Source organism: Ignavibacteriales bacterium, from assembly GCA_016709765.1.
In the GTDB taxonomy this organism is placed as follows: domain Bacteria; phylum Bacteroidota; class Ignavibacteria; order Ignavibacteriales; family Ignavibacteriaceae; genus IGN3.
Window position 1 is genome coordinate 601,331 of sequence record JADJMD010000013.1, and the last position, 25,651, is coordinate 626,981.

General features: G+C 32.7%; 25 protein-coding genes. 18 read left to right on the forward strand and 7 right to left on the reverse strand.

What is annotated here, in order from left to right; translation table 11 throughout:
* Position 1: 1 nt before the first annotated feature.
* On the forward strand, positions 2-259 hold the full coding sequence (locus IPJ23_12255) for a hypothetical protein (protein ID MBK7631453.1): 258 nt from the start codon (positions 2-4) through the stop codon (positions 257-259).
* A gap of 4 nt (positions 260-263) precedes the next feature.
* Here IPJ23_12255 and IPJ23_12260 read toward each other — a convergent pair whose 3' ends face one another.
* Complete coding sequence (locus tag IPJ23_12260; protein MBK7631454.1) at positions 264-1,235, reverse strand: asparaginase; 972 nt, start codon at positions 1,233-1,235, stop codon at positions 264-266.
* Between the two features lie 151 nt (positions 1,236-1,386).
* Here IPJ23_12260 and IPJ23_12265 point away from each other — a divergent pair, with 151 nt between their 5' ends.
* Positions 1,387-1,929: a NifU family protein gene (locus IPJ23_12265; GenBank protein ID MBK7631455.1), complete on the forward strand. Its 543-nt coding sequence runs from the start codon at positions 1,387-1,389 to the stop codon at positions 1,927-1,929.
* A 68-nt stretch (positions 1,930-1,997) separates the two neighbouring features.
* Positions 1,998-2,504 carry a methylated-DNA--[protein]-cysteine S-methyltransferase gene (locus tag IPJ23_12270; GenBank protein ID MBK7631456.1) on the forward strand — a complete coding sequence of 169 codons (507 nt, stop codon included), beginning with the start codon at positions 1,998-2,000 and terminating at the stop codon, positions 2,502-2,504.
* Between the two features lie 19 nt (positions 2,505-2,523).
* On the opposite strand, the gene IPJ23_12275 is transcribed toward IPJ23_12270, so the two are convergent.
* The gene (locus IPJ23_12275) at positions 2,524-2,688 is read right to left on the reverse strand and encodes a hypothetical protein (protein MBK7631457.1); all 165 of its coding nucleotides are present in this window, start codon (positions 2,686-2,688) and stop codon (positions 2,524-2,526) included.
* 162 nt (positions 2,689-2,850) lie between these two features.
* Between IPJ23_12275 and IPJ23_12280 the strand changes: the two genes are divergently transcribed.
* From IPJ23_12280 to IPJ23_12290, 3 genes are all read left to right on the forward strand, one after another.
* Positions 2,851-4,344, forward strand: coding sequence for an aldo/keto reductase (locus tag IPJ23_12280; GenBank protein MBK7631458.1), 1,494 nt, complete (start codon positions 2,851-2,853; stop codon positions 4,342-4,344).
* 138 nt (positions 4,345-4,482) lie between these two features.
* Positions 4,483-5,145 carry a glycerol-3-phosphate 1-O-acyltransferase PlsY gene (gene plsY / locus IPJ23_12285; GenBank protein ID MBK7631459.1) on the forward strand — a complete coding sequence of 221 codons (663 nt, stop codon included), beginning with the start codon at positions 4,483-4,485 and terminating at the stop codon, positions 5,143-5,145.
* Positions 5,145-6,146, forward strand: a complete 1,002-nt coding sequence (locus IPJ23_12290; GenBank protein ID MBK7631460.1) for an NAD(P)H-dependent glycerol-3-phosphate dehydrogenase — start codon at positions 5,145-5,147, stop codon at positions 6,144-6,146. Before plsY ends, IPJ23_12290 begins: the two co-directional genes overlap by 1 nt.
* A gap of 136 nt (positions 6,147-6,282) precedes the next feature.
* On the opposite strand, the gene IPJ23_12295 is transcribed toward IPJ23_12290, so the two are convergent.
* Positions 6,283-7,659, reverse strand: coding sequence for a deoxyguanosinetriphosphate triphosphohydrolase (locus tag IPJ23_12295; GenBank protein MBK7631461.1), 1,377 nt, complete (start codon positions 7,657-7,659; stop codon positions 6,283-6,285).
* A gap of 102 nt (positions 7,660-7,761) precedes the next feature.
* Between IPJ23_12295 and recG the strand changes: the two genes are divergently transcribed.
* The 5 genes from recG (at position 7,762) to IPJ23_12320 (ending at position 13,985) form a co-directional block, all read left to right on the forward strand.
* Complete coding sequence (recG, locus tag IPJ23_12300; GenBank protein ID MBK7631462.1) at positions 7,762-9,969, forward strand: ATP-dependent DNA helicase RecG; 2,208 nt, start codon at positions 7,762-7,764, stop codon at positions 9,967-9,969.
* Between the two features lie 245 nt (positions 9,970-10,214).
* A complete protein-coding gene (locus tag IPJ23_12305) occupies positions 10,215-11,270 on the forward strand; it encodes an ATP-grasp domain-containing protein (GenBank protein MBK7631463.1) in 1,056 nt (351 codons plus the stop codon).
* Entirely contained in the window at positions 11,267-12,328 is a 1,062-nt protein-coding gene (locus tag IPJ23_12310; GenBank protein ID MBK7631464.1) for an ATP-grasp domain-containing protein, read from the forward strand. Before IPJ23_12305 ends, IPJ23_12310 begins: the two co-directional genes overlap by 4 nt.
* Positions 12,303-12,785 (forward strand): GNAT family N-acetyltransferase, encoded by a 483-nt coding sequence (locus IPJ23_12315; protein ID MBK7631465.1) that lies wholly within the window; start codon positions 12,303-12,305, stop codon positions 12,783-12,785. Before IPJ23_12310 ends, IPJ23_12315 begins: the two co-directional genes overlap by 26 nt.
* Before the next feature lie 9 nt (positions 12,786-12,794).
* On the forward strand, positions 12,795-13,985 hold the full coding sequence (locus IPJ23_12320; protein ID MBK7631466.1) for a KamA family radical SAM protein: 1,191 nt from the start codon (positions 12,795-12,797) through the stop codon (positions 13,983-13,985).
* Between the two features lie 289 nt (positions 13,986-14,274).
* Here the strand turns inward: IPJ23_12320 and IPJ23_12325 are convergent, their stop codons facing one another.
* The 3 genes from IPJ23_12325 to IPJ23_12335 form a co-directional block, all read right to left on the reverse strand.
* Entirely contained in the window at positions 14,275-14,667 is a 393-nt protein-coding gene (locus tag IPJ23_12325) for a hypothetical protein (protein MBK7631467.1), read from the reverse strand.
* A 10-nt stretch (positions 14,668-14,677) separates the two neighbouring features.
* The gene (locus tag IPJ23_12330) at positions 14,678-15,574 is read right to left on the reverse strand and encodes an NAD(+)/NADH kinase (protein MBK7631468.1); all 897 of its coding nucleotides are present in this window, start codon (positions 15,572-15,574) and stop codon (positions 14,678-14,680) included.
* A gap of 115 nt (positions 15,575-15,689) precedes the next feature.
* Entirely contained in the window at positions 15,690-17,063 is a 1,374-nt protein-coding gene (locus IPJ23_12335; protein MBK7631469.1) for an MATE family efflux transporter, read from the reverse strand.
* A 140-nt stretch (positions 17,064-17,203) separates the two neighbouring features.
* On the opposite strand from IPJ23_12335, the gene IPJ23_12340 reads away from it, so the two are divergent.
* The 7 genes from IPJ23_12340 (at position 17,204) to IPJ23_12370 (ending at position 24,786) form a co-directional block, all read left to right on the forward strand.
* On the forward strand, positions 17,204-18,514 hold the full coding sequence (locus IPJ23_12340) for an oligosaccharide flippase family protein (GenBank protein ID MBK7631470.1): 1,311 nt from the start codon (positions 17,204-17,206) through the stop codon (positions 18,512-18,514).
* On the forward strand, positions 18,511-19,530 hold the full coding sequence (locus IPJ23_12345; protein ID MBK7631471.1) for a glycosyltransferase: 1,020 nt from the start codon (positions 18,511-18,513) through the stop codon (positions 19,528-19,530). The genes IPJ23_12340 and IPJ23_12345 overlap by 4 nt, the downstream gene beginning before the upstream one ends.
* A 191-nt stretch (positions 19,531-19,721) precedes the next feature.
* Positions 19,722-20,309 carry a DUF268 domain-containing protein gene (locus IPJ23_12350; GenBank protein ID MBK7631472.1) on the forward strand — a complete coding sequence of 196 codons (588 nt, stop codon included), beginning with the start codon at positions 19,722-19,724 and terminating at the stop codon, positions 20,307-20,309.
* Positions 20,306-21,148 carry a glycosyltransferase family 2 protein gene (locus tag IPJ23_12355; protein ID MBK7631473.1) on the forward strand — a complete coding sequence of 281 codons (843 nt, stop codon included), beginning with the start codon at positions 20,306-20,308 and terminating at the stop codon, positions 21,146-21,148. The genes IPJ23_12350 and IPJ23_12355 overlap by 4 nt, the downstream gene beginning before the upstream one ends.
* Positions 21,145-22,260 carry a glycosyltransferase gene (locus IPJ23_12360; protein ID MBK7631474.1) on the forward strand — a complete coding sequence of 372 codons (1,116 nt, stop codon included), beginning with the start codon at positions 21,145-21,147 and terminating at the stop codon, positions 22,258-22,260. The genes IPJ23_12355 and IPJ23_12360 overlap by 4 nt, the downstream gene beginning before the upstream one ends.
* Positions 22,257-23,399 (forward strand): glycosyltransferase, encoded by a 1,143-nt coding sequence (locus tag IPJ23_12365; protein MBK7631475.1) that lies wholly within the window; start codon positions 22,257-22,259, stop codon positions 23,397-23,399. Before IPJ23_12360 ends, IPJ23_12365 begins: the two co-directional genes overlap by 4 nt.
* A complete protein-coding gene (locus tag IPJ23_12370) occupies positions 23,389-24,786 on the forward strand; it encodes an exopolysaccharide biosynthesis polyprenyl glycosylphosphotransferase (protein MBK7631476.1) in 1,398 nt (465 codons plus the stop codon). Before IPJ23_12365 ends, IPJ23_12370 begins: the two co-directional genes overlap by 11 nt.
* Positions 24,787-24,789: 3 nt before the next feature.
* Here IPJ23_12370 and IPJ23_12375 read toward each other — a convergent pair whose 3' ends face one another.
* The gene (locus IPJ23_12375) at positions 24,790-25,548 is read right to left on the reverse strand and encodes an SdiA-regulated domain-containing protein (protein ID MBK7631477.1); all 759 of its coding nucleotides are present in this window, start codon (positions 25,546-25,548) and stop codon (positions 24,790-24,792) included.
* Positions 25,549-25,651 lie beyond the last annotated feature (103 nt).

The following is a 25,651-nucleotide window of genomic DNA, read 5'->3' on the forward strand; positions in this document are numbered from 1 at the left end:
AATGAATAACCAATTAAAACCACGTTTAGATTTACGAATTGAAGATTTGAAAAATGATTTTGTGCTAATCGCAAAAAAGAAAAAAGATGATGAATGGAAGCGAGATCATTTTAGATATACTTTTACGGTACATGCACAAAGAATTTATGAAATGTTGAACACATCAATTACTCAAACCCCACCTGCAGAAATTAAAGCATCTACAAAAAAGGAAATTACTTTACTAAGAGATTACTTGAACTCCATGCTTGACAACTAAAATCTTATTCAAAGTATTTTCTTATCTCATCATGATTTTTAGTTAAGCTTAAAACAATCATTAGCTTAATCCTGGCTTTTTGTCCATTTAGGTAATCTGAAAATATTACACCGAGATTATGCAAATGTTTACCAGCTCCGGGATAGCTATAAATATAATCTGTTTCACCCGCAGGACATCGAGAAGTAAGCACCACAGGAATCCCCTTTTCAACCGCATATTTTAGTCCTTCAAAAGCCGGCGGAGGAACATTGCCGACACCGAGGGCTTCAACAACAATTCCATCTACCTTACTGTCAGCAGAAAACTTGAAAAACTTTTCATCCATTCCGGCATAAACGGTTAACAAATCTACATTGGTATTAATTTTTTCTGATTGGATAGTTTCAAGATGTTGTGGTAAACGATTAAAAATCACTCTTTCATTCTGTACAAAACCTAGTGTTCCAAAATCTAAACTTTTAAATGACTCAACGGAATCAGAATAAATTTTTGTTACTTCGCTTGCTGCATTTATTTCTCCATTTAAACAAACTAACACTCCTAGATTTTTAGAATTATCGTTTAAACAAATATGTAATGCATCAATTAAATTTTTTGGTCCATCCCAATCAGGTTCAGAACTATTTTTCATTGCACCAATCACAACTATCGGAATGTTTGTTTTAATTGTTAAGTCCAAAAAGTACGCAGTTTCTTCAAGTGTATCCGTTCCGTGCGTAACAATTACGCCATCATATTTTTGTGATTTTAATTTTGTGTTTATCTTTTGGGATAAATCTAGCATTAATTCTGGTGTAACATGCGGGCCTGGATATTTTCCGAAATCAAGACTTTCAATTTCAGCTAAAGATTTAGCTTCGGGAATCATTCCTAATAATTCATTTCCTGAATATCTTGGAACTGCACCGCCCGTTTTTTCATCAATCATCATCGAAAATGTACCGCCGGTAAATACAACTAATATTTTTTTCATTCATTTCTCAAAATTTTGTTCACAAAAATAGCCTTTAACTGCAATTCTAAAAAGAAAATTATGTGTTTTATCCCCATAACATCAAACTGACTTGCGGAGTTAATTGTGAAAGTTTATTTTTCGCACAAGTTTAAACAAGAAAGGTGTAATTATGTTAATGGTAGAAGATGTTGATTTAACTCCTAATCCACAAGCGTTAAAATTTATATTGAATGAAAAATTATTAAACCAGACAACAAGACAATTTCCGGATAAAATTTCTGCTGAAAGCGACCCATTTGCAAAAGGTATTTTTGAAATTGATGGCGTTGTTTCTGTTTTTTACATGGATAAATTTGTTACGATTGAAAAATCCGCAGAAAATAATTGGGGCCAAATTCAAAGACCGTTTATTAATTTTTTAAAAACGTTTGATAAGAATCTAATTCCTGCTGAAAAAGAAATTACTGTAAGTGATGAAGAATCAAATGAACTATTAAAACAAATAAATGTATTACTCGATCAAAAAGTTAGACCAGCACTTGCAGGCGATGGCGGTGGTTTGGAAGTTTTAGGACTTGAAGGTTACACAGTTAAGATTAGATATCAGGGTGCCTGCGGAAGTTGCCCGAGTTCTATCAGCGGAACATTAACCGCGATTGAAGGTTTATTAAAACGCGATGTTAATCCTGCAATAAATGTAGTTCCTGCTTAAATTATTTTAAATACGTTTTGTGAGGCTGCTGAGCTTGGCAGCCTTTTTTTATTTTGTGGAGTGAGAATATGTCCGAAACAAATTATTATTCTGAAGAAATAATATCAGAAATTAATATTGTTGTTCTCGTTTCATCAAAAGGTGTAAAAAAAATATTTCTTAACCCCAAAAAAGAGATAAAAGAATTATCCACGGCAACCAAACTTAGAAGTGATGATCCTTACCTTTTCGAAATCTTTAATCAATTAAAAGAATATTTTGCAGGAACCAGGAAAAAATTTGATGTTCCGCTTGATGTTGAAGGAACAGAATTTCAAAAAAGAGTTTGGATAGAACTGCAAAAAATTCCCTATGGAAAAACAATTAGTTACAAAACTCTTTCAGAAAAGCTTGGCCATGTGAAAGCGATTCGTGCTGTAGGAACAGCAAACGGTAAAAATCCAATTGCTATTATAATTCCGTGTCATCGAGTAATTGGTGCGGATGGAAAACTTGTTGGATATGCTGGCGGATTGGATATAAAAGAAAAACTCCTTCATTTAGAAGGAGCTTTAAATCCAGAATTGTTTGATTAAATAAAATCAAACTGAAAAATTATTTTATGTCTGTTACTTTGCTGATATCTGCAAGCTTTACAAATTTTTCGTTAAACTTATAAGCGCCGGCATCGGTTTTCATACTTTTAATAACTTTTACAGTAACACCTTCAACTTTTTTCTTGCCTTTTGCTTTATCAGCGAAACTTTGAACTTTTGCCATCTTATTTTCCTATTATTTTTATTCCGTTAATTTGGGCTGTAAATATATAGCATTATAGCTTTAAAGAAAAGATTTGATTCTTATACATTTTTGGCTCCCATTTTATTGCGAATCCTTCATTTTTTCTTAGTTTTGGCTTTCATTTTTAATATTATTGGATTTATGGCTTCTACGGAAGGAACAAAAAAGCTCATTTCTAATTTCCCTGAAATAAAATATAAGATATTAGGTAAAACGGGATTTAACGTTTCAATTTGTGGATTTGGTTGCTACAGAATTGATGATGGAATTCCACAGCACAAAACAGCTTTGGAGAAAGCAATCCTATCCGGAATAAATGTAATTGACACTTCATCAAATTATTCTGATGGCGGAAGCGAAACTTTGGTGGGAAAAGTTTTAAATAAACTAATATCAGGAAATAAAATTAATAGAGAAAACATTGTTGTGATTTCCAAAGGTGGATACCTGCAAGGTTCAAATCTTAAACTTGGAATGGAAAGAGAACAATCGGGTAAAGCTTTTAAAAATGTTGTAAAATGTAGTCCGGATTTGTGGCATTGCATCAGTCCAGATTTTTTAGAAAACCAAATCACCCTATCACTTGAGAGATTAAATTTAAAAAAGATTGATGTTTATCTTCTTCACAATCCGGAATATTTTTTAACATACTCTGTGATTTCCGACCCTGAAAGAAGGGAGCGAGAATACTATCGAAGAATTAAAGATGCATTTATTTATTTGGAAGAAGAAGTAAAACTGGGAAGGATTTCTTATTACGGAATTTCATCAAATACTTTTGCAGAAAAAGAATCGAAACAAAGTTTTACTTCTCTTGAAAAAGTTTTAAACATAGCTAAAGAAATTTCTGAACAAAATCATTTTGCAGTTGTGCAATTCCCAATGAATCTTTTTGAAACCGGCGGAATGAATAATTTAAATCAGCAAAACGAAACAAAAACTTTTCTACAATTTGCTGGCGAAAATAATTTGGGAGTTTTAGTTAATCGTCCGTTAAATGCAATTAGTAAAAACAAACTTATAAGATTAGCAGATTATGCGGTTACTGAAGATCGTACCAAAGAGGAAGTTTTAAGTTTGATTGACGACTTACAAAAACAGGAAACTACATTAATTGAAAAGTATATTAATTTTATTGGATTGAGTGCGAGTGATAAAAAAAATGTTGTTGATTGCATTTCATTATCTAAAATTTTAAAATCAAACTATAATAAATTTAATAGTCCTGGTAACTTTAGTGAAATAAAAAGCACGTATTTAATTCCACGAGCAAATTTTGCAATTAACGAAATCGGAAAGAATTACCCTGAGGATGAAAAAGTAGTGAGATCTTTGCGTAATTATGCCGTAACAACCAACATTTTATTGGATTCAATTTTTAGCAATTTGGCTAAAGAAAAGAATCTTGAAAATGAAAGCTTCCATAAAGCAATAGATAACTTTGCCAATAGTGAACAGCAAAAATTATCTTTATCCCAAAAGGCTATACTATTAATTAATAGTGTACCACAGGTTTCATCCACATTAGTGGGTATGAAAAGCGTTAATTATGTTGATGATGTGCAAAGATCAATAAAAAGTGATTTTATTAAAAAATATATTGATTTTTGGCATAATAATGGTAATTCTATTTAATAGTTTTATGAATCCTTCGATAATAAAAATTATCTAATGAAATGTAATAATTAAAAATTTCTAAATATCAAATATTTCTAGACATTGTTTATTTAGAATTTATTGATTAGGTTTTATCACAAATTTTTGGTTTAAATAATGTTTTTACTCGCAACAATAATAATTTTAGCCTACTTAGTTGGCTCAATACCAACGAGTATAATTATAAGTAAACTTTCTCACGGCATTGATATTCGTGAACACGGCAGCGGAAACGCCGGCGGTACAAATGTTATGCGTGTGCTTGGTTGGAAAAAAGGTTTGCTTGTAATTTTATTAGATGCTCTTAAAGGTGCATTTGCGGTTGTTGTTATTGCAAGATTACATTATGGTGGTTTACCATTTCAAAACGTTTCTCCTTTTGATGATTTTACTTTAGTACAAATCATTGCCGGTATTGCTGCAGTTATTGGTCATATCTGGACCGTATTTGCAGGCTTCCGTGGTGGGAAAGGAATTGCAACTGCGCTTGGAATGTTAATAATGATAATCACCGTTGATATGCTTGTAGCACTTGGAATTTTTATTTTAGTTGTCACTGTTTCAAGGTATGTTTCTCTCGGTTCGATATTAGCTGCATTATCTATTCCATTTACTCTTATTTTTAGAGAAAATATTTTGCACGATCATATTCAGAGTTACGGAACAATACTTCCTTTTGTTGCGGCAGTTTCTTTACTTGTAGTTTTCACACATCGTAAAAATGTTATGCGATTGATTAACGGGACAGAAAGTAAAATAAGTTTTAAGAAAAAGAAATAATGAAAATCTCAGTTCTCGGTGCTGGCGGCTGGGGAACTACACTCGGAATTCTTCTCCACTACAACGGTCACCAGGTAACTCTTTGGGAATACAAAAAAAATTATGTTAAAGAGTTAATTAAGAAAAGAGTTAATTCAATTTACCTGCCTGGCGTAAAAATTCCAGAAGAAATAGAAATTACACACGATCTCAAAGAATCAGTTCATCAAAAAAACCTCATTATACTTTCCGTTCCATCACAATTTCTTCGATCAGTTATGGAAGATGTTAATTACTCGGATATTAAAAATTCAATTCTAGTTAGCGTTGCAAAAGGAATTGAGAACAAACGGTTGATGACGATGTCTCAAATGCTAAAAGATGTACATCCGAATTTAAGCGACGAACAGATTGGAGTTTTATCCGGCCCATCTCACGCTGAAGAAGTAAGTAAAAGAATTCCAACTGCTGTTGTTGCAGCTTCAACTGAACACGAAACTTCAAAATCAATACAAGCTGCTTTCATGAATTCATATTTCAGAGTTTATTCTTCTACTGATATTCTTGGCGTCGAACTTGGCGGAGCTTTTAAAAATGTAATTGCAATCGGTGCGGGAATTATTGATGGCGCAGGCTTTGGCGATAATACAAAAGCTGCAATTATGACTCGTGGGGTTACAGAAATTTCCAGACTCGGTATGGCCATGGGTGCAAGACCAGAAACTTTTGCAGGTCTTTCCGGTATGGGAGATTTGATTGTTACTTGTATGAGTAAACACAGCCGTAATCGTTATGTAGGTGAACAAATTGGCAAAGGGAAAAAACTAAAAGAAGTTTTAAAGAGTATGGATATGGTTGCAGAAGGTGTTGAGACAAGTCGCTCCGCTTCTAAACTTGCAGAAAAAAATAATGTGGAAACACCAATTACAACAGAAGTTTATAAAATACTTTTTGAAGATAAAGATCCTGTTAAAGCCACTACAGATTTAATGACCCGCGATATGAAAACTGAAAGACATTGACTGTTTTTTGTCATTGCGAGTCAGACTATAGTCGGCGAAGCAATCTATGTTAGCATCCATCATATTAAATAAATACATAATTACTCCTTCAACAAATTGCTTCGTTCGGTGACTCACTCTCAATGACGTGGTAAGCTTATTCAGTTACTCGTCCACCCGGCAAAGAAATTCCTTTTATTTTTCTATAGATAGAAACTGCATAAGAATCTGTCATTCCTGAAACGAAATCAATTATTCTTAATAATCTATGGTAGAGTTCCGGATTTTGTTTTTCTTCATAGAAAAATCTTCTGGGTATCAGATTTATAATCGCACGATTCTTTGGAGAAAGTTTATTTTCCGAATATTCGTTATAAGCTGTTATAAAAGTATCAAGCAATCCGCCGAGCACTTCATATCCAGCGGCTTCACGCTCAACAACACTTCTGTGCCGGTAAATTTTTGCAATGGATGCTCTCTCAATTTTCTTTAAAGCGCTAGTTTTTTTTATTACAGTTACTAATTCTTTATTAAAAGATGCCTGAAGAATTTCTTTTTCATTTTCAACAAATACTGCTGCAATATCATTTACCAGATCACTGATTGCTTTTGCCCGGAGGTATCCAACCTTTTCGTTGTCATCCCGATTTTTATAGCCAGTCAAATCTCTTTTGTGGATTAAAGGAATCAATAGGTTTTCTGTTTCTTTAAATGATAATAACCCTAAGCGAAAACCGTCTTCAAGATCCATAATGCTGTAGCAAATATCATCAGCTGCTTCAACAAGAAAAGAAAGCGGATGACGACTCCATAAATACTTTTCTGATTTTTCTGGTTTGTCTAATCCGGTTTTTTCAGCAACAAGCTTAAAGATATCTTTTTCAGACTGAAAGAATCCAAACTTCTTATAAATATTTTTGTGTCCTGCTGCTTTTTCAATTTCTATATCTGACAAAGATTCTTTAGGATATTTATTTAGGGCTGATAGTGTAGCATAAGTTAGTTGTAACCCACCATTAACATCACGATTTAAAAGTTTAGTTATTATTCTAAACCCTTGTGCATTACCTTCAAATCGGATTAAGTCATTCCATTTTTTTTCATCAGCGATTTCATCTTTAAATTTTTTACCGTTTCCATTCTTAAAATACTCTGCAATTGCATCTTCACCAGAATGCCCAAACGGTGGATTGCCAATATCGTGAGCAAGACAAGACGCGGCAACAATTTCTCCAAAATGAAATTGTGTAAAATCCTTTTTAAGCTTCGGATGTCTAGCAATTATTTGTTCGCCCACAAGATTTCCAACGGATCTTCCGACAACAGAAACTTCCAGACTGTGCGTTAACCTTGTATGGACAAAATCACTTTCCGGCAATGGAAAAACCTGCGTCTTATCCTGAAGTCTTCTGAAAGCAGGAGAGAATACTATTCTGTCAAAATCTTTTTGAAACTGACTGCGTCCGTCTTTTTTTGTTGATTGACTTTTATCAATTCCAAGACGGTCATCTGTTAAGAGTAATTTCCATTCCAAAATAAATTCCTTTAATTCTTTATGCAGAAAGTTAAATAAAATCTAACTTAATATTTATCTATAATGTTGAGTTTGCCTTGCTAACAATCTATTTTTCGGGCAATGAATTCTGCAAAAGAAAATATTATTGAATCTTCTGTTCAATACATAAAATCCGTTGGGCCAAAACGTGCAGAATCATTTTCTAAAATCGGTATAAATACAATTCGTGATTTGATTTTCTACTTCCCATCAAGACATTTAGATCGCACGACTGTTTTAACAACAGCCAAAGCTTATGGTTATGCGATAAATGGTTATGACGGCGAAGCTACTATCATTGCTAAAGTTGTTGATAAAGAAAAAAGAAATCTTGGCAGAAAAGAAATTCTTAAAGTTCAATTCAGAGATTCATCCGGTTTTATTGAATGCGTTTGGTTTCACGGAGTAAAATATTTTTATTCCGTGTTTAATGAAGGAGATTACTTTGCGATCTCCGGTAAACCGGAAATAAATTATAACAAACTTCAAATCGTGCATCCTGATTTTGATAAGATAACAGCAGAAGAAACACAAAGTTTTCTTAACACCGGAAATATTATTCCGTTTTACAGAATTCCAAAAGAGCTTAAACAAAAAAATATTGGTGATTTAAGCTTACGCCGCATTATTAACTATGCTGTTGAAGATTACGCAGATAAGCTAGAAGAAACTTTACCTAATGAAATTATAACCAAACATAATTTAATTGATTTAAAAACCGCAGTTAAAAATTATCATTACCCGCAAAGCAAGGAATTGTTTGAAAAAGCAAAACGCAGATTTAAGTTTGAAGAAATGTTTTACATCGAACTACTTGTTGCTCTAAGAAAAAACAACTATCAAACAAAGCTTGCTGGGAACAAAATGGAAATCAAATCTAAACTTGTTTCTGATTTTATTAAAACCCTTCCGTTTGAATTAACGCATTCACAGATAAATGTTTTGAGCGAAATTAAAAGTGATCTGTTGTCCGAAAAACCGATGAACAGGCTTCTGCAAGGCGATGTTGGAAGCGGAAAAACAATTGTTGCATTAATTGCAATGCTAATAGCAATAGATAATGGCTATCAAGTTTCGTTAATGGCTCCCACAGAAATTTTAGCTGATCAGCATGCAAAAACTATTTCTGAAATGATGCGAATACTTTCTATAAACAACAAACAAAGAGAGATTAAAGTTAGTTTGTTACTCGGCGGACAAAAGAAATCTGTTCGAAACCAAAAACTTCTTGATATTGAGCTGCAGGATGCTGATATAATTATTGGTACGCATGCAATTTTTGAAGAACAAGTTAAATTTAAAAATCTTGGTTTGATTGTAATTGATGAACAGCATCGTTTTGGTGTTAAACAGCGTGGATTACTGCAAAGCAAAGGTAAAACACCTGATGTACTTGTAATGAGTGCAACGCCAATTCCAAGAACTCTTTCCATGACGGTATATGCAGATTTAGATTTATCCGTTATAAATGAAATGCCGAAGAACAGAATTCCAATTAAAACAGTTTTACGCGGAGAGAAAAAACTGCCTGAGATTTACAATTTTATAGTTGATAAAGCAAAAGAAGGTTATCAAACCTTTTTGGTTTACCCACTTGTTGAAGAATCAGAAAAACTGGATTTAAAAGCAGCAATTACTTTTTATGAAGATTTAAAAGAAAACCATCTTAAAAATCTTAAACTTGGATTGATTCACGGCAGAATGAGCTGGCAGGAAAAAGAAGAAGTGATGCTAATGTTTAAAGAAAAGATGTTTGATGTTTTAGTTTCTACAACCGTTATTGAAGTTGGAATTGATATTCCTGATGCAAATATAATTCTGATTAACGATGCACATCGTTTTGGTTTATCCCAACTTCATCAACTACGTGGAAGAGTTGGGAGAAGTAATAAACAAGCTTATTGCATTTTAATTACAAGAGATGAAATTGCTGTTAAGCAAATTGCGAATGAACTTGAGTTAGATTATTTATCTTCTGTACAGTTAGAAAAGTATAAATCATCTGTAAGATTACAATCGATGGTAAAACATTTAGATGGATTTAAAATTGCAGAGATAGATTTAAAACTGCGCGGGCCTGGAGATATTTTCGGAACAAAGCAAAGCGGCTTTCCGGATTTAAAGTACACAAACATTGTTGAAGATCATGAAATTATTCTCGAAGCAAAGGAAAGTGCGTTCGAATTAATAAAAAATGATCCGAATCTAAAAAATAATTTTTCTGTCGTCATTCGGGAAAATCTTATCAAATACTACTCAGAAAATCTTTCTTATGCTCAGATTGCTTAGTAAAGTAACCGCTCACATTACGCTTAATACTATAAACAGCCATTGCAAGTAACCTCAATTTAAATTGTCAAAAATATTTTTCTTTAGAATTCTTTTAAAATCTTTAAAAGTAGATTGATGAACGCTTAAAAATATTTTTTCTATCAAATTCAAAACTTGTTGACAAAATATTTATAAACATTATATTTGCTACAGTAAAAATTAATAAGGAGAAAAATATTTTATCTTCCTTCTTTAACAAGAAGTTGAATGTTGCATTAGCATACAATTTAAAACCAGAAAGTGAAACTCTCTCCGCATTAGTGTCTCCAATTGTTAATAATCATTCAGAAAATTTTCAAGCGCAATTAGATACTTACGCTGAGTGGGATACCTGGGAAACTATTAATGCTGTTAAAGATGCAATAGCTTGTTATAATAATGTTACTTTGATTGAAGCCAACGAGGAAGCGTATAATAAATTTCGAGAAATTAAACCTGACATTGTTTTTAATATTGCAGAAGGTGCGTTTGGTGTAAGTCGTGAAGCACAAATCCCTGCAATGCTTGATATGTTGCAGATTCCTTATACAGGTTCCGATGCTTTAACACTTGGAATTTGTTTAGACAAAGCCCGTACAAAAGAAATTTTAAGCTATTACAAAGTTCCCACCGCCAAATTTTTTGTGGCTGATAAAATTGAAGACGCAGAAAATCATAATCTTAGCTTTCCGATGATTGTTAAACCAATTAGCGAAGGTTCCGGTAAAGGAATTTATGCTTCGTCATTCGTACACAACTCCGATGAACTGAAAAGAGAAATTAAAAGAATTACTTCTGAGTATAATCAATCCGCATTAGTAGAAGAGTTTTTATCCGGAAGAGAGTTTACTGTAGCCGTTTTGGGAAACAATAGCGATACAAAAATTTTACCTGCTATCGAAATGAGATTTGATAAATATCCTGAAGGAACTGCACCACTTTATTCCTACGAAGCTAAGTGGATTCTTGATACTAAAGAAAATGATTTTGATGTATTCGATTGCCCAGCAAATATCACAAAAGAACTTGAAGAAAAGATTAACAAAGTTTGTTTAGATACTTACAGAGTTTTAAAGTGCCGTGATTGGAGCAGAATTGATTTACGTCTTGATATAAATGGCACACCAAATATTATTGAAATAAATCCCTTACCAGGTATAATTCCTGACCCAAATGAAAACTCAAGTTTTCCCAAAGCAGCTCGAGCTGTGGGAATTGAGTATAATGATATGATAAACACAGTTTTAGCATCAGCAATTAAGAGATATAATCTTTTATGAAAACCGCAGCTAAAATATTAATCTGTTATAATTCGCCCGTTAGCATATTTTCAGTCTATAATGGAAAACATTCTGAAGAATCTACAGCGAGTAAAGATTTATCGGAACATTCATTTGCATCAAATATGGTAGAGATTGAGAATTATCTAAAAAATTTTTTTACTGATGTAAAATCTTTACCGATAGATAAGAATGTTAACTACACAATTGATGAGATTACATCTTATAACCCGGACGCGATATTAAATTTTGTAGAATCAGTTGAAGGAATTACGTTCTACGAATATTGTATGGCTGGTTTATACGAATTACTTGGATACAATTATACCGGGAACATTCCATCAACTCTTGGTAATTGTTTAAATAAAGAACGCGCAAAAGAAATTTTATATTCAAACGGAATTAAAACTCCAAGAGCAATCACTTTATCACCCAAACAAAAATTTACAAATAAGGATGTTAATCTTAATTATCCTCTTATCTTAAAATTGGTTGATGAAGATGCGAGCATAGGAATATCTGAAAACTCAGTTGTAAACAATTATAAAGAATTAAAAAAGCATTTTACTTTTTTAACTGAGACTTACAAAAAGAAACTTATTGTTGAAGAATACATTATTGGCAGAGAATTAAATTGTGCAATACTTGGAGACAAAGTACTTCCTATTTCTGAAATAGATTTTACCGGTTTACCGGAAAATTTACCGAAGATAGTTACATACGATGGGAAGTGGATTGAAGACAGTACTTATTATAATCATACTAAACCTGTCTGTCCTGCTAATATTAAAAATGATATAAGAATCAAAATAGAAGAAACTGCATTACATGCCTATACTGTTTTAAATTGTAGGGATTATGCAAGAGTTGATGTAAGATTGACTGATGAAGGAACACCTTACGTAATAGAAATTAATCCAAACCCTGATGTATCAAGTGATTCCGGTTTTGCAAGAGCGGCCGCAGCATCAGGAAAATCTTACAGTGAACTTTTATTTACCATAATAAGTTTTGCATTACAGCGAAAAAAAAATGATACGACCAATAAAGCTGTCTGACAAAATTGAGATTGAAAATATGTTGAACAGGATTCCAAACTTTAAGGAAGAAGAAATTAAAGTTGCAATGGAGCTTGTAAATATTTCAGTTATGAATCCTGATCAGACGGACTATCATTTATACGTTTACGAAAATGATGGCAAGATTGTTGGTTATCATTGTACAGGTAAACGACCATTAACTGATGGAGTTTATGATCTCTATTGGATTGCTTCCGATCCTGCAATCTCAGGCAAAGGCATCGGGAAACAACTTTTAGAACATGCTGAAGAGTTTGTAAGAAGTAACAACGGCAGATGGCTGCTGGCAGAAACTTCTTCAAAAGAAAGTTATGCTTCCACGCAAAACTTTTATCTTAGAAATAAGTACTCTATTATTTCGGAGATAAGAGATTTTTACTCAGTAGGTGACGACCTGCTGGTATTTGGAAAGTATTTCAACAATAAGAATCACTGAGGAATCGTTATGGAACTTTGGCAGCAAATGGTACGCGACAGTGTGCACACTGTTGATCAGCTCGTCGAAAAATTCGGGATCGACCGCAAAGTAGCGGAAGAACTTGATGAATTTTTTCAGGCACGTATCAATCCATATTATTTAGGCCTAATTCGCCAGCCCGGCGATCCAATCTGGCGTCAATGCGTTCCGGATAAAGAAGAACTGGAAGATTTTGATGCAGCAGAAGATCCGCTGATGGAAGATGCAATGAGTCCTGTGCCAAACATTACTCATCGTTATCCTGATCGTGCGCTGTTTCTTGTTACCAGCCAATGCGGTTTGTACTGTCGCTTCTGTACAAGAAAACGAAAAGTTGGCGATCATGATAAGATATCAATGAAAGGACTTGAAAGCGCTTTCAAATATCTTGAAGAACATACTGAAATACGTGATGTTATTCTTTCTGGCGGTGATCCTTTAATGCTAACTGATGCAATGTTAGAAAAGATTCTTGCAAGAATAAGAGCAATTCCTCATATCGAAATAATTCGTCTTGGTTCAAAAATGCCTTGTGTATTACCGCAGCGTATTACACCAAAGCTTGTAAATATGTTAAAGAAGTATCATCCTATTTATTGTAACACTCACTTTAATCATCCCTGGGAAATTACTCCTGAAAGTTCCAAAGCCTGCACTATGATGGCTGATGCAGGAATACCGATGGGCAACCAGATGGTTATTATGAAAGGTGTTAATGATGATCCTGCAGTTGTTAAAGAATTGATGCAGAAACTTCTTAAGATTAGAGTTCGTCCTTATTATATGTATATGGCCGATGAAACGAAGGGCGCTAATCACTTTAGAACTTCTATTGAAACAGGTTTAAACATACTTGAGAATTTAAGAGGACATACAAGCGGCCTTGCTATTCCACATTTTGTAATTGATGCACCTGGCGGCGGCGGTAAGATTCCAATTCTACCAAACTATGTGCTTCATAAAGATGAGGAAAGAATAATTCTAAGAAACTTTCAACATAAAATCTACACTTACAAGAATTATGAAGATAAGAATAATCCGGATGGGTTTGGAAGCAAGAAAAGCAATAGTAAAAATGGGAAGAACGGAAGCAATGGGAATGGTAACGGCAAAGGAAAGAAAGATGATATGAAGCCGAAGAAGATAAAACTTCCCGAACTATCTGAGATAGAGAATTAAAAAGAAAACCCCGATGCCAATCGGGGTTTTTTGTTGCAATAATTTATTTTTATTCAATTATGATCTTTAACAAATCCTTTTCCAAACTGTCTGTAGGAGTTTCAACAATTCTTCCAATTTCACTTCCGTCTTTGTAAAAAATAATTTTGAACGTTAATATCTAAGCCGCCTTCAAGTTTGTCAGAGTTTCAAAATCAGGTTTGTAGTAGTTGTATTCTGTTATCCATTTATTGAAAAAAAGATTTTTCACTTGCAGGAGTTTCAACAATTTTCCAATGGTTCACCGTTTTTAAAAAATAATTGTCGGGACTAATTCAATTTCAAGTCCTTCTGCTTCATTTGATAAACCTTGCTTTTCCCTGTTTACCCCAATTAAGGTAATTGAGTTTAAATCGAAGTTAAGTTCGTTTAATATCTTAAATAATCTTGGCAGTTGTTCCCTGCTATCACTGCAAGTGGAACGGAAGACAATTTTGATATTTAAGTCATCAAGTTTGCCTTCAAGACTATCAAGAGTTTCATAATCAGGTTGGTAGTTATTGTATGCTGTAGTCCAGTTATTGAAGAAAACAGAATCATTCATTTCGCTTGCAGGACAGTAGCCAAGGATTAATGGTTCCTTTTTTCTGGGTGGTTGTTTTGTCCGGCCCACCATTTTTTTAAAAAAAACTGCTAGAAACATATACTTTTAATCATAATTCTTTGCCATCTTTCTTAATCCTCAAATCAATTCCCCACAGCAATTTGTTTCTTAATGTTTCAAAATAAGTTGTCAGGGATGTGTGAACTAATTTTAACGGGCGATCACTTTTACAAATTTTTATTTCGGTAGGCGGTGGGAAATCAAAAACTCTTTGCCCATCGCAGCTAACTTGGATTTCTTTATACGGTGAATCTGCTTTGATTACAATTTCCTGAGAGCTAGGAAGCACTAAAGGACGAACTGTTAAGCTGTGCGGAGAAATTGGTGAAAGAGTAATCACATCAGTCTTAGGTGAAACAATTGGTCCTCCTACCGAAATTGAATAACCTGTGGAGCCTGTTGGTGTTGCAACAATTAATCCATCTGCAGAAAAAGTTGTAACATACTCACCATCAACCCAAACGGTAAGCTCAATCATTTTTGGCCAGCCGCCTTTATCAATTACAATATCGTTTATTGCATAAAGTTTTTCGGTTTCGTGTCCTAATGCTTCTCCGCTGATAACCATTCTTTCTTCAATACTGTACTTCCCTTCTTTAAGCTCTTGAATAATCTTATCCATCTGATCAATGTTTGCTTCAACAAGAAATCCTAGCTTACCAAGATTAACACCAAGCACCGGCTTATCGTAAAATTGTGCATTGAATGCGGTTGCGAGCATTGTTCCATCACCACCGATTGAAATTATAAGATCAGCTTTTTCATAAACTTCTTTATCATCTGTTACAAAATCATCAAACAGTTCAATTTTGATTTTATCTTTATCTTCCAAAAGTGATTTTGTGAGGATATAATCGAGTTTGTTCTTTTTTAGTTTGGAAATAAAGGAAGAGACAACTTCAAAAACTGTTTCTTTGGTTATATTGGCAATGATTCCTATTAGCATATTTTTCTCAAAGTTGTTTTTGTACAAGGATAAATTACAATTAATTGACAATATAAATGTCGAGAATTAAAGTCAAATTGTTTTATTTTATTATGATAAACACCAAAGCAAACATCTATTTATTCCAGATACCTGTAGCTTTTCCATTAATAATTTTAAGATACTGAATTGGGGCCCAGATAGAAAAAAAGATCAAGCATACTATTGTTGATACCATAATCCCGGTTATTCCAAATCCGGCGTACTTTGCTAAATAGATTGATAAGGGAATGTTTAAAAGTGCAGTAAAGATAGAATAATAAAGCTGAACTCTAACTTTACCAACTCCATAAATAAAATACCCGAATATATTATTCCAGTTAGCTAAGATTACAAAAATCGTTGCAGCAAATGAAAGTGCAAATGGTACATTTATTTGGGGTCCGACCCAAATTTTATAAACCCAATTTGAAATCAGCAGCATAATTATGGCAGAAAAAGATAATATCAACCAGATAAAAATTAATTTTCTCATAGAATTTTTTATCCAATCAAATTCTTTTTTAACATATGCTTCTGTAAACGCAGACCAGAAAGGTGCTAGCACCACATTAAAAACCATCGGGACAATATAAAAATATCTATAAGCTACATTATAGGTTACAACCGGTTCGGGTCCATAAAGTTGTGTTATTACAATATTTCCTGTAGTAAAAACAATTAGGCTTGAAATTTGAATCACAAAAAACTGCATACCGAGTCTTACTAAATCCGAAGAATACTTGAAGTTTATATAACTGATCTTCGGTGATATTATTTTAAACTGACCATTAAACAAGTACAATGAGGCAGTAAGAAAAACTATTATGGGAATGGACGCAGATACTATACCAAAGATAGTTAAAGATGATTCACAAAAAAGAGAAAGCAGATATACGGTAACTAAAGTTGAAGTGTTTATTATTAAACTTAATACCCCATTTAATGCTGGTCTCTGATCCGCATTAATTATTGATGTTAAAAGTTTTAATAAAAATTGAACAAGGAATAGAACAACTACATAGAGAACAAGATTGTTTAATAACGCCAGGTAATTTTCCGGAGCGTTAAGAAGGTGCGCCCAGTTAAATAAACCGTGCACAAATATGTAGATAACCATTATACTAAATATTCCAATTGCAAATACAGCATAAGCAGTACTGATATAATATTTAGCTAGTTTTAAATCATTAAGAGCTAAGGCTTCTGCAAGTTTATTTCTTAAACCATTACCTAACCCAAAATCCAAATTAATAAGCCAGCTTAGAATTGACGCAAGCGTAAGCCAAATACCATAATCAGTTTTACCAAGATAATTTATTGCTACCGGAATAATGGCCATTATTGAAAGGAAATTAAAAACATGAAGGACGAAAAGTATGATAATATTCTTCTTTGCTCTTTCTGAACGAGAAGAGTCTTTAAAATTAAAAAGTTCTGCAAGAGAATATTTTAGATTTAAAAATTTCAAAATTATTATGGCTTAAGATTATTAATTAAACTCATTTAGTATTAACGCGTATGCAAAAATAAGCAAAGAATTTTGCTAAATTTACATATTAGAACCCATTCATCTATAAGGAAATGAAGGAAATCCAGAACATTATTTATATGCTTCGTACCAAATTTTCGCACAATTCGGCTGCTGAAATGAGTTGGGTAGTTTTTGGACAAGTTGTCTCTGTTGTTTTAGGATTTATTCTTCTAAAAATTCTGTCTTCCTTGGGCAAAGAAGAATTTGGCATCTATGCATTGATTATAACATTAACAGTGCTGTTCGGGCTTTTATTTTATGGTCCAATTCAGCAAGGATTTCTAAGATTTTATTATTCCTACGTTGAGAAACATCTTGCAAAGGTTTTTGTAAAATTCTTTTATAAAGTTTTATTTGTTTCGGGAATTATTTTTTTAACGCTGGCAGTAATCTTTTATTTATTCTCGTTTTCATTTGAATTTAATCAACCCTCATTACTTATTTTTGCTGCTGGACTATTTATAATCTCTTTTAAAATAGATGAATTTTTCAATTCACTTCTGAATCTTCTTAGAAAAAGAAAGGAAAATGCGTTCCTTCAGGGAATAGAAAAATCAGTGACTATCTGCCTACTCCTCCTATTAGTCTATATTAATGAGCTTAAGTTGGTTAACGTGTTTATAGGTATGGTGTTAATCACTTCTGCATTTGCTGCAATAAAAATAAATTTGTTTAATAAATATCTTCCCGATGAAATTCCAATCTCTACTCAAGAATTAAATCCTTTAAATAAAAAAATAAAAAAAGAATTGATAGTTTATATTTCGCCATTCTTAATCTGGGGAATTGGTGCGTGGCTTCAATTGAATGGAGAAAAGTGGATAATTAATGGATATCTCACAACATCTGACGTAGGGATCTATGCAATAATGATGGCGCTTGTGAATGCATTAATCGTGATTCCATCAAATATAGTTTCTGAAATTTCACTGCCTCTGATATTCAAACAATATGCGGACTTAAATAAAACAGACAATGTCACCGAAGGCGGAAACTATATTAAAATCAATATTATTTTTGTTGCAGTGATTACATTTTTTGCGTGTGGCATTACATATCTGGTGGGAGAAGAGCTTATTGTTCTTGTAAGCGACAGATCATATACAATATTCTGGGACCTTCTTCCTCTATTGTGTTTAGGTTACGGCCTTTTTCTTACTGGGCAAGCTCAAACGACCTTAGGACTTGCGCTCAATCTGCCGCATAAATACTTGTGGCCAAAAATTAGCACTGGGATTTTATCAGTTGGATTGAATTTTCTCTTTATTAAGCATTTGGGAATAAAGGGTGTGGCCTATACATCTGTAATTGTTGGAATTTTTTATGTTCTCTATATTTCAGTTGTCAATAAAAGAATTCAAAATAAATTAGTAGTAAAATCAAAATGAAAATAGCTGCCATTCTAATGCAATACGATTATGGTATTCGTGAAAGAGGATTCTCGTACGAATACATTAATATTCTTTTGCCGCTAAAAGATGTGTTTGGTGAGGGTAACGTTGTTCACTTTGATTTTTATAATGAATTCAGAAACTCGGGTAAAGAGATGATGAATAAAAATTTGAAAGCTTTTATACAAAATGAAAATCCTGACGTTGCTCTTTTCTGTTTATATGAAGATGAATTTGATCCTGCTGTATTAGATGAACTTAAAGAAATCACAAGAACTGTTGTTTACTTTTTTGATGATCCATGGCGGCAGTCATTTGTAAAAAAATGGATCAAACATTTTACATCTTTCTCAACTCCTGATTATTACATGTTCAACAAATATAAACTTGAAGGAGTTCAGAATGTTTTTTTTACACCTTTCGGCTTTAATGTTAACATTTATAAAAAAACTGAAACCGATAAAAAGTATGAGGTTAGTTTTGTTGGTGGATATGGTCCGCTACGCAAATGGATTTTTACTGAACTTGAGAGACAGGGAATCAAAGTAAACGTATTCGGGCGCGGATGGGGTTCAGAAGCAAAGTGGCTTTCACATGATGAGATGGTTTTGATTTTTAATCAAAGTAAAATAAATCTTAATTTATCTAATGCTACAGATAATGATTTTAGATTTTTGTCATGGTCACTCAAATCACCTAAAGCGCTTAAGCAGTTAATTTTATTAAAGAAGAATAAAGAACAAATAAAAGGCAGACATTATGAGATAAATGCATGCGGAGGATTTCAATTAAGCTATTTTGTTCCAGGTTTAAATCTTGCCTATGAAATTGATAAAGAAATTGCTGTGTATGAGAATCTTATTTCTCTTCCAAAAATAATAAAATACTTTTTAGAGGATAATGAACTTCGCGAAAAGATTGCATTTGCTGGATATGAACGCTCACTAAAAAATCATACAGCTCAAAATTATTTAAAAGTATTAGTTGATAAAGTGATGTTTGGAAATCTTTGAGTTCAACTTTTAGACATATCGTCAAGCAGTTTGGCTTTAATCCAAAACAAATGATTCGTTCATTTAGAGGCATTTTTCCTTTCCTAAAAAATTATTTCAGTATAAAAAGTGAACTTAAAAAAAACAACAACGGTTTTGCGATAAAAAAAATCCTTCCGAATTTCTTCGATAGATATGATCAGGCTGGATCAATGCCAGAACATTATTTTTATCAGGATCTTTATATTGCTCAAAAGATATATAAGACTCATCCGCAAAAGCATGTGGATATCGGTTCACGAATCGATGGATTTGTTGCTCATGTTGCATCGTTCATAGAGTTAGAAGTTTTTGACATACGAAAAATTGATCAGAAGATTCCATCTGTGAGTTTTATTCAGGCTGATTTGATGGATGAGAATTTTAATCTCAAAAATTACTGTGACTCAATTTCCTGTCTTCATGCAATTGAACATTTTGGTCTTGGCAGATATGGGGACCCACTGAAAGTTACAGGGCATCTTATTGGTTTAGCTAATATATACGGACTTCTAAAAGCAGGAGGTAAGTTTTATTTTTCAACACCAATCGGGCCACAAAGGATAGAGTACGATGCACATAGAGTCTTTTCAGTACAGTATCTTCTTAATTTATTTGAACCATTATATGATATTATCTCTTTTTCATATATAAATGATAACAATGAATTTTTTCCAGAAGTTGTTCTAAATAAAAAAAATGTTGCTAACAATTTCGATTGCCAGTATGGGTGTGGAATATTTGAGATGAAAAAGAAATGAGCAGCAACTCACTGGTTTCAGTTATCATCCCGACTTTTAATTCATCTAAATACATTCTGGAAACTATCAGATCTGTCGAAGAGCAATCTCATCAGAATTATGAAATTATCATTGTCGATGATGAATCAACTGATAACACAGAGACACTCGTTAAGCTAAGGCAAAAAATAAACGATAAAATAAAATTCTACAAAATAAAGCATGCTGGAAGACCTTCCGTCCCGAGAAATTTTGGAATTCATAAATCGAATGGTGAATTTATTGCTTTTTTAGATTCCGATGATTTGTGGGAACGTAACAAACTGAAAGAACAGTTGATTGTGTTTAAAACGAATCCAGAACTTTTTTTTGTTTACTCAACAAGTATAACAATTGGAAATATTGGATTTCTTTCCTCCGATTATGAATTATTGCCGCTATTCTGGAAGGCCGCTAAAACTCATCAGGAGCTTATAAATAAAGGGAATTCCATTCCGCTTTCGTCTGTTCTAGCAAAGAAAGAGGTATTGATAAAGCTAAATGGTTTTGATGAAGATCCTGAAATGCAAATTGAGGACTATGATCTTTGGTTGCGAATGAGTAAGCTTGGTTTATTCGAGTATATTCCAAGAATTCATGTTTTTTATCGCGTACATTCATCACAATACTCAGCTAGTTGGGAAATTAAAAAAGCAAGACTCAACTACCTAAAAATAAAAAGAAATCTCTCTTTACCGGATTATAGGTTTAGCAGAAATAAAAGTATCATTATGAGGATAACAAGGAACAGTATACATTTTTTGAACTATTCTGTGTTAGTACTTGCAACATTCATTACTAGAAAGCTAAAGTCAGAATGAATGCAAATTCAAAAATATTAATAATCACATCACGTGCTGATTTTGGGGGCGGTCCAGAACATATATACAAATTAACAAAACATTTGATTCAAGATTTCGATTTTTATTTTGCCGCACCAAATGATTATCCATATTATGATAAATATTGCAATTTGGTAACTAATAAACGCATTATAGAGATACCTCATCGTAAGTTTAATGTAAAAACTCTATTAAATCTAATACAATTTGTAAAGGAAGAGAAAATCGAGATACTTCATTCGCACGGTAAAGGCGCAGGTATTTATAGTCGAATGATAAGACTATTTTTAAAGGTAAAAGTGATTCACACTTTTCACGGAATTCACGTTGGTAATTATAATGTTTTGCAAAAGTTTTTCTATTTAATATTAGAGAGGTTATTAGCTTTAGTAACAGATAAATTTATAAACGTTTCTTTGGGTGAAAATGAATTAGTACTGAAATATAAAATATCATCTAAAGATAAATTTTTAGTCATTGAAAATGGTGTTGAACTTCCGATTGAGGTTGTTTCCGAAAGAAACTTTAATCAAAATCCCAAAATTGTTTTAACTTTTACCAGATTTGATTTTGCTAAAAACACAGAGTTGCTTATCCCTATTCTTCTTCGATTAAAGGAGTGTGATCAAATCGGGGATTTTAGATTTTTAATTTTTGGTTCGGGACCTAACAAAAATCAAGTCAAGCAACTCATTAAAGTAAAGAAGTTAGATGATTATGTTTCCCTGGCTGGAACAACTACTGAAACAAGTAGAATATTACATAATTCATTTTGTTATATTTCTACATCACGATGGGAGGGAATGCCATTAGGTGTTTTGGAAGCATTTGCACACGGGTTACCTGTGATTGCTACAAATGTTGTTGGTAATTTCAACATTATAGAAAATAATATTGATGGAATCCTTTATAATTTAAATAAACCGGAAGAAGCTGCCGAAGAATTGATAAAATTATCTGAAAGTAAAGATTTGTGGCTAAAATTCTCAAAGCAAGCCAGAATAAAAGTTGAGAATAAATTCAGCATCAATAAAATGGCACTAAACACTAAACAATTATATTTAGAAATAAATAATTCTCTTAAGCGTTGAAAACTGCAATAGTACATGAGTGGCTTGTAAACTACGCAGGCTCAGAAAAAGTTGTAGAATCTTTTACCAATATCTGGCAGGATGCTGATGTTTTTACTCTTGTTGATTTTTTAGATGATGAATTAAGAAACATTATTCTTAAAGGTAAACACGCACATACTTCTTTTGTTCAACATTTGCCTTATGCCAAAAAGCAGCATCGCAAATATTTGCCCTTATTTCCCAAAGCTATTGAATCTTTTAACCTCAGAAAATATAAACTTATTATCTCCAGTTCGCACGCAGTTGCAAAGGGCGCAAGAAAAAGAAAAAATCAATTGCACATTAGTTATTGTCATTCCCCAATGAGATATGCTTGGGATGAGGCCGACTATTATTTGAAAGAAGCAAATCTGCATTCTGGGTTTAAAGGAATTTTAGCAAAATATACTTTAAAGTATTTAAGAAAGTGGGATGTAAAATCCGCAAAAAATGTTGATTACTTTATTGCAAACTCTAATCATATCGCAAAAAAAATTAAAAGAATTTACAATCGGCATGCAGATGTAATTTATCCACCTGTTGATACCCAAAAATTTTCTCTAGTCGCTCAAAAAGAAGACTATTATATAACAGCTTCAAGATTAGTTCCGTACAAAAGAATTGATTTAATTGTAGATGCTTTTGCAAAAATGCTGGATAAAAAACTTGTGGTTATCGGAAGTGGACCTGAAAAAGAAAAAATCATTGCTAAAGCAACACCTAATATTGATGTGATTGGTTATCAGGATTTTGAAAGTTTAAAAAGCTATATGGAAAAAGCAAAGGCATTTGTCTTTGCTGCTGAGGAGGATTTTGGAATTATTGTTGTTGAAGCAATGGCTTGCGGAACACCTGTAATTGCCGGTAATTACGGCGGTACAGCTGAATCTGTGGTTGACGGAGTCACTGGTATTTTATTTCCTGAACAAACTGTTGATTCGATAGTTGAAGCAGTAAAAAGATTTGATGTGATTTCTCACTCTATGAACTATAAAGAAATTAGACTGCATTCAGAAAAGTTTAGCAGGCAGACTTTTGAGCGCAACATTAAGGATTATGTGAACGAAAAATTCAAAAGTTTTCAACATAACAAAGTAAAAAAGAATAATGATCGTTAATCAAAAATCCATATACACATCACGGCTAATTGCTGATTTAGTAATACTTAATTTATCATTTCTTCTTTCCGCGGGTGTTGCACAATCGTTTGAGATATTATTAGCCCGTGATTATATGTTTATTCTTTTGCTTTTACTAAACTTTATCTGGTTTATAAATGGAAATCTTTCAGGCTTTTATTTAGATTTTTTTACGCGATCATTTTCATTTCAGTTCTTTAATATTCTTAAACTTGTTTTTTTTCAAGTTGGATTTACTGTTTTGTTTATCTTCCTAACAAAAGAAGATCTTTTTACAAGGAATTTTATTGTTTTATATGGATTTCTCTTAACTCTTTCAATTAGTTTGCGCACTGCAATTCTTAAAAATGTATTAATATCATTAAGGAGAAAAGGTAAGAACATAAGAAGCCTGTTAATAGTTGGCGCAGGTGTAGTTGGTAAAAATTTTAAAGACACTATAGTTCGTAATGCTGATTTTGGCTACCACTTTAAAGGATTTCTTGATGATACAATTGTGGGTGATAATGTTGTCGGCACTTTAAATGAACTTGATGAAAAGTTAAAGCAATTAGAAATTGATGAAGTTGTTATTACTCTTTCAGCTCAACCACCGGAATTATTAGATGAAATTATTAGAGTTTGTAATATAAACGCTGTAAGAATTCATATCATTCCCGATTACTTTAGATTTTTATCAAGCAGATTTCAAATTAGTTCGATAGGCAATTTCCCAATAATTACAGCTCGGCAAGAACCGCTTGAAGAAGCTAATCGCAGATTTCTTAAACGCTCTTTTGATATCGTGTTTTCCATTTTGGTTCTTGTTTTTTTACTTAGCTGGTTTTATCCAATAATTGCACTGCTTATAAAATTAAATTCAAAGGGTAATGTTTTATTTATTCAAAAGCGTATTGGTGCAAAAAATGAAATGTTTGAGTGTTATAAATTTAGAACTCTAACATCCGAATCATCAAAGGAATCTGAAAAATTTAAGCCGGTGCTATTAGGTGATAAAAGAGTTACAAGAATTGGAAACTTCTTAAGAAAATCAAATATAGATGAGCTGCCTCAGTTTTTTAACGTTTTAAAAGGTGATATGTCTGTTGTTGGTCCCAGACCGCACGCAATTCCGTATCAGGATTTATACGGAAAAATATTTGAAGAAATAAAAATGCGCCACAATGTTCGTCCCGGTTTAACAGGCTGGGCACAGGTAAATGGTTTACGTGGTGATGTTGAAGACGAAGAAGAAAATAATCGCAGGACTATTTTACGAATGAAGTATGATCTTTGGTATATTGAAAACTGGACGATGCATCTTGATCTTCAAATTATTTTAATGACTATCTGGCAAATGGTTAAAGGCGATACAAAAGCCGTTTGATTCCTATGGTAGATTAAACTCGTATAGTGCTTCTTTTTTATCAGAGACAATAAAAACCTTTTTGTTTTTGTAATCCACTACCAAACCTTCCGGCTGTTCAACGTCAATTAGATATTCCAAAATCTTGTTGCCGTTTAAATCTGTTTGAATAATCTTTTTAGATTCATCACTTAATATCCATAAAGTGTTGTCATCTTTTGAATAAAACAAATCTGAATAATCATTAGCGAGATTAAGTTCTTTTCTAAAAATTTCTGCAAAGCTGCTGTCTGTCTTTATCATTAACCCTGGTCGCTTTTCATTTACAAAATAAAAGTTTTTTGTGTTAACATCATAACAAATTCCTTCTAGGCCTTCGTTCAGTCTCCCTTTTAAATCAAACTTTTTTCTTCTGATTTCTTTTCCAGAAGTGTCTAACACAACAACTTCTCTGGTTCGCTCAAGAATAACTGCAAGCAACGTTGAATCTATAACTGTTATCCCTTCTAAATCTTCTCCATTAACTAGAAATGATTTGATAACCTTTCCGTCTAAGTCCAATTTAAAAACCATACTGTCACTATCGCCAACGGACCAAAAAGATTTTCCATCAAATGATGTCGTTAAAGCGGATGGTTCCGGAACATCAATTGGCGTTACTTTTTGCAAAGGTAATTTTAGGCTTGTTAGTGATTCTTGCCTGTTAGTATTACATTTATAATGCGTTAAAGCTATTAAAATGATAATAACAATTGTTGCATAATTTTTGATAATTGATCTCATATTTACCATTTTTCAGCTAGTGTTTATTAATTATTTACAGAATTTATAATTAAGCTAACGATAATATAATGCTAAGAATTCAGTTTTTCTTAAAAGGAGATTT

Bases quoted from the DNA above. Each gene is read 5' to 3' on its own strand.
- IPJ23_12355 (MBK7631473.1), top strand. From the start codon at position 20,306: ATGAGCAGCAACTCACTGGTTTCAGTTATCATCCCGACTTTTAATTCA.
- IPJ23_12310 (MBK7631464.1), top strand. From the start codon at position 11,267: ATGAAAACCGCAGCTAAAATATTAATCTGTTATAATTCGCCCGTTAGC.
- IPJ23_12320 (MBK7631466.1), top strand. From the start codon at position 12,795: ATGGAACTTTGGCAGCAAATGGTACGCGACAGTGTGCACACTGTTGAT.
- IPJ23_12255 (MBK7631453.1), top strand. From the start codon at position 2: ATGAATAACCAATTAAAACCACGTTTAGATTTACGAATTGAAGATTTG.
- IPJ23_12330 (MBK7631468.1), bottom strand. From the start codon at position 15,574: ATGCTAATAGGAATCATTGCCAATATAACCAAAGAAACAGTTTTTGAA.
- IPJ23_12270 (MBK7631456.1), top strand. From the start codon at position 1,998: ATGTCCGAAACAAATTATTATTCTGAAGAAATAATATCAGAAATTAAT.
- IPJ23_12370 (MBK7631476.1), top strand. From the start codon at position 23,389: ATGATCGTTAATCAAAAATCCATATACACATCACGGCTAATTGCTGAT.
- IPJ23_12325 (MBK7631467.1), bottom strand. From the start codon at position 14,667: ATGTTTCTAGCAGTTTTTTTTAAAAAAATGGTGGGCCGGACAAAACAA.
- IPJ23_12340 (MBK7631470.1), top strand. From the start codon at position 17,204: ATGCTTCGTACCAAATTTTCGCACAATTCGGCTGCTGAAATGAGTTGG.
- IPJ23_12275 (MBK7631457.1), bottom strand. From the start codon at position 2,688: ATGGCAAAAGTTCAAAGTTTCGCTGATAAAGCAAAAGGCAAGAAAAAA.
- plsY (MBK7631459.1), top strand. From the start codon at position 4,483: ATGTTTTTACTCGCAACAATAATAATTTTAGCCTACTTAGTTGGCTCA.
- IPJ23_12375 (MBK7631477.1), bottom strand. From the start codon at position 25,548: ATGAGATCAATTATCAAAAATTATGCAACAATTGTTATTATCATTTTA.
- IPJ23_12290 (MBK7631460.1), top strand. From the start codon at position 5,145: ATGAAAATCTCAGTTCTCGGTGCTGGCGGCTGGGGAACTACACTCGGA.
- IPJ23_12315 (MBK7631465.1), top strand. From the start codon at position 12,303: ATGATACGACCAATAAAGCTGTCTGACAAAATTGAGATTGAAAATATG.
- recG (MBK7631462.1), top strand. From the start codon at position 7,762: ATGAATTCTGCAAAAGAAAATATTATTGAATCTTCTGTTCAATACATA.
- IPJ23_12350 (MBK7631472.1), top strand. From the start codon at position 19,722: ATGCCAGAACATTATTTTTATCAGGATCTTTATATTGCTCAAAAGATA.
- IPJ23_12280 (MBK7631458.1), top strand. From the start codon at position 2,851: ATGGCTTCTACGGAAGGAACAAAAAAGCTCATTTCTAATTTCCCTGAA.
- IPJ23_12260 (MBK7631454.1), bottom strand. From the start codon at position 1,235: ATGAAAAAAATATTAGTTGTATTTACCGGCGGTACATTTTCGATGATG.
- IPJ23_12360 (MBK7631474.1), top strand. From the start codon at position 21,145: ATGAATGCAAATTCAAAAATATTAATAATCACATCACGTGCTGATTTT.
- IPJ23_12265 (MBK7631455.1), top strand. From the start codon at position 1,387: ATGTTAATGGTAGAAGATGTTGATTTAACTCCTAATCCACAAGCGTTA.
- IPJ23_12345 (MBK7631471.1), top strand. From the start codon at position 18,511: ATGAAAATAGCTGCCATTCTAATGCAATACGATTATGGTATTCGTGAA.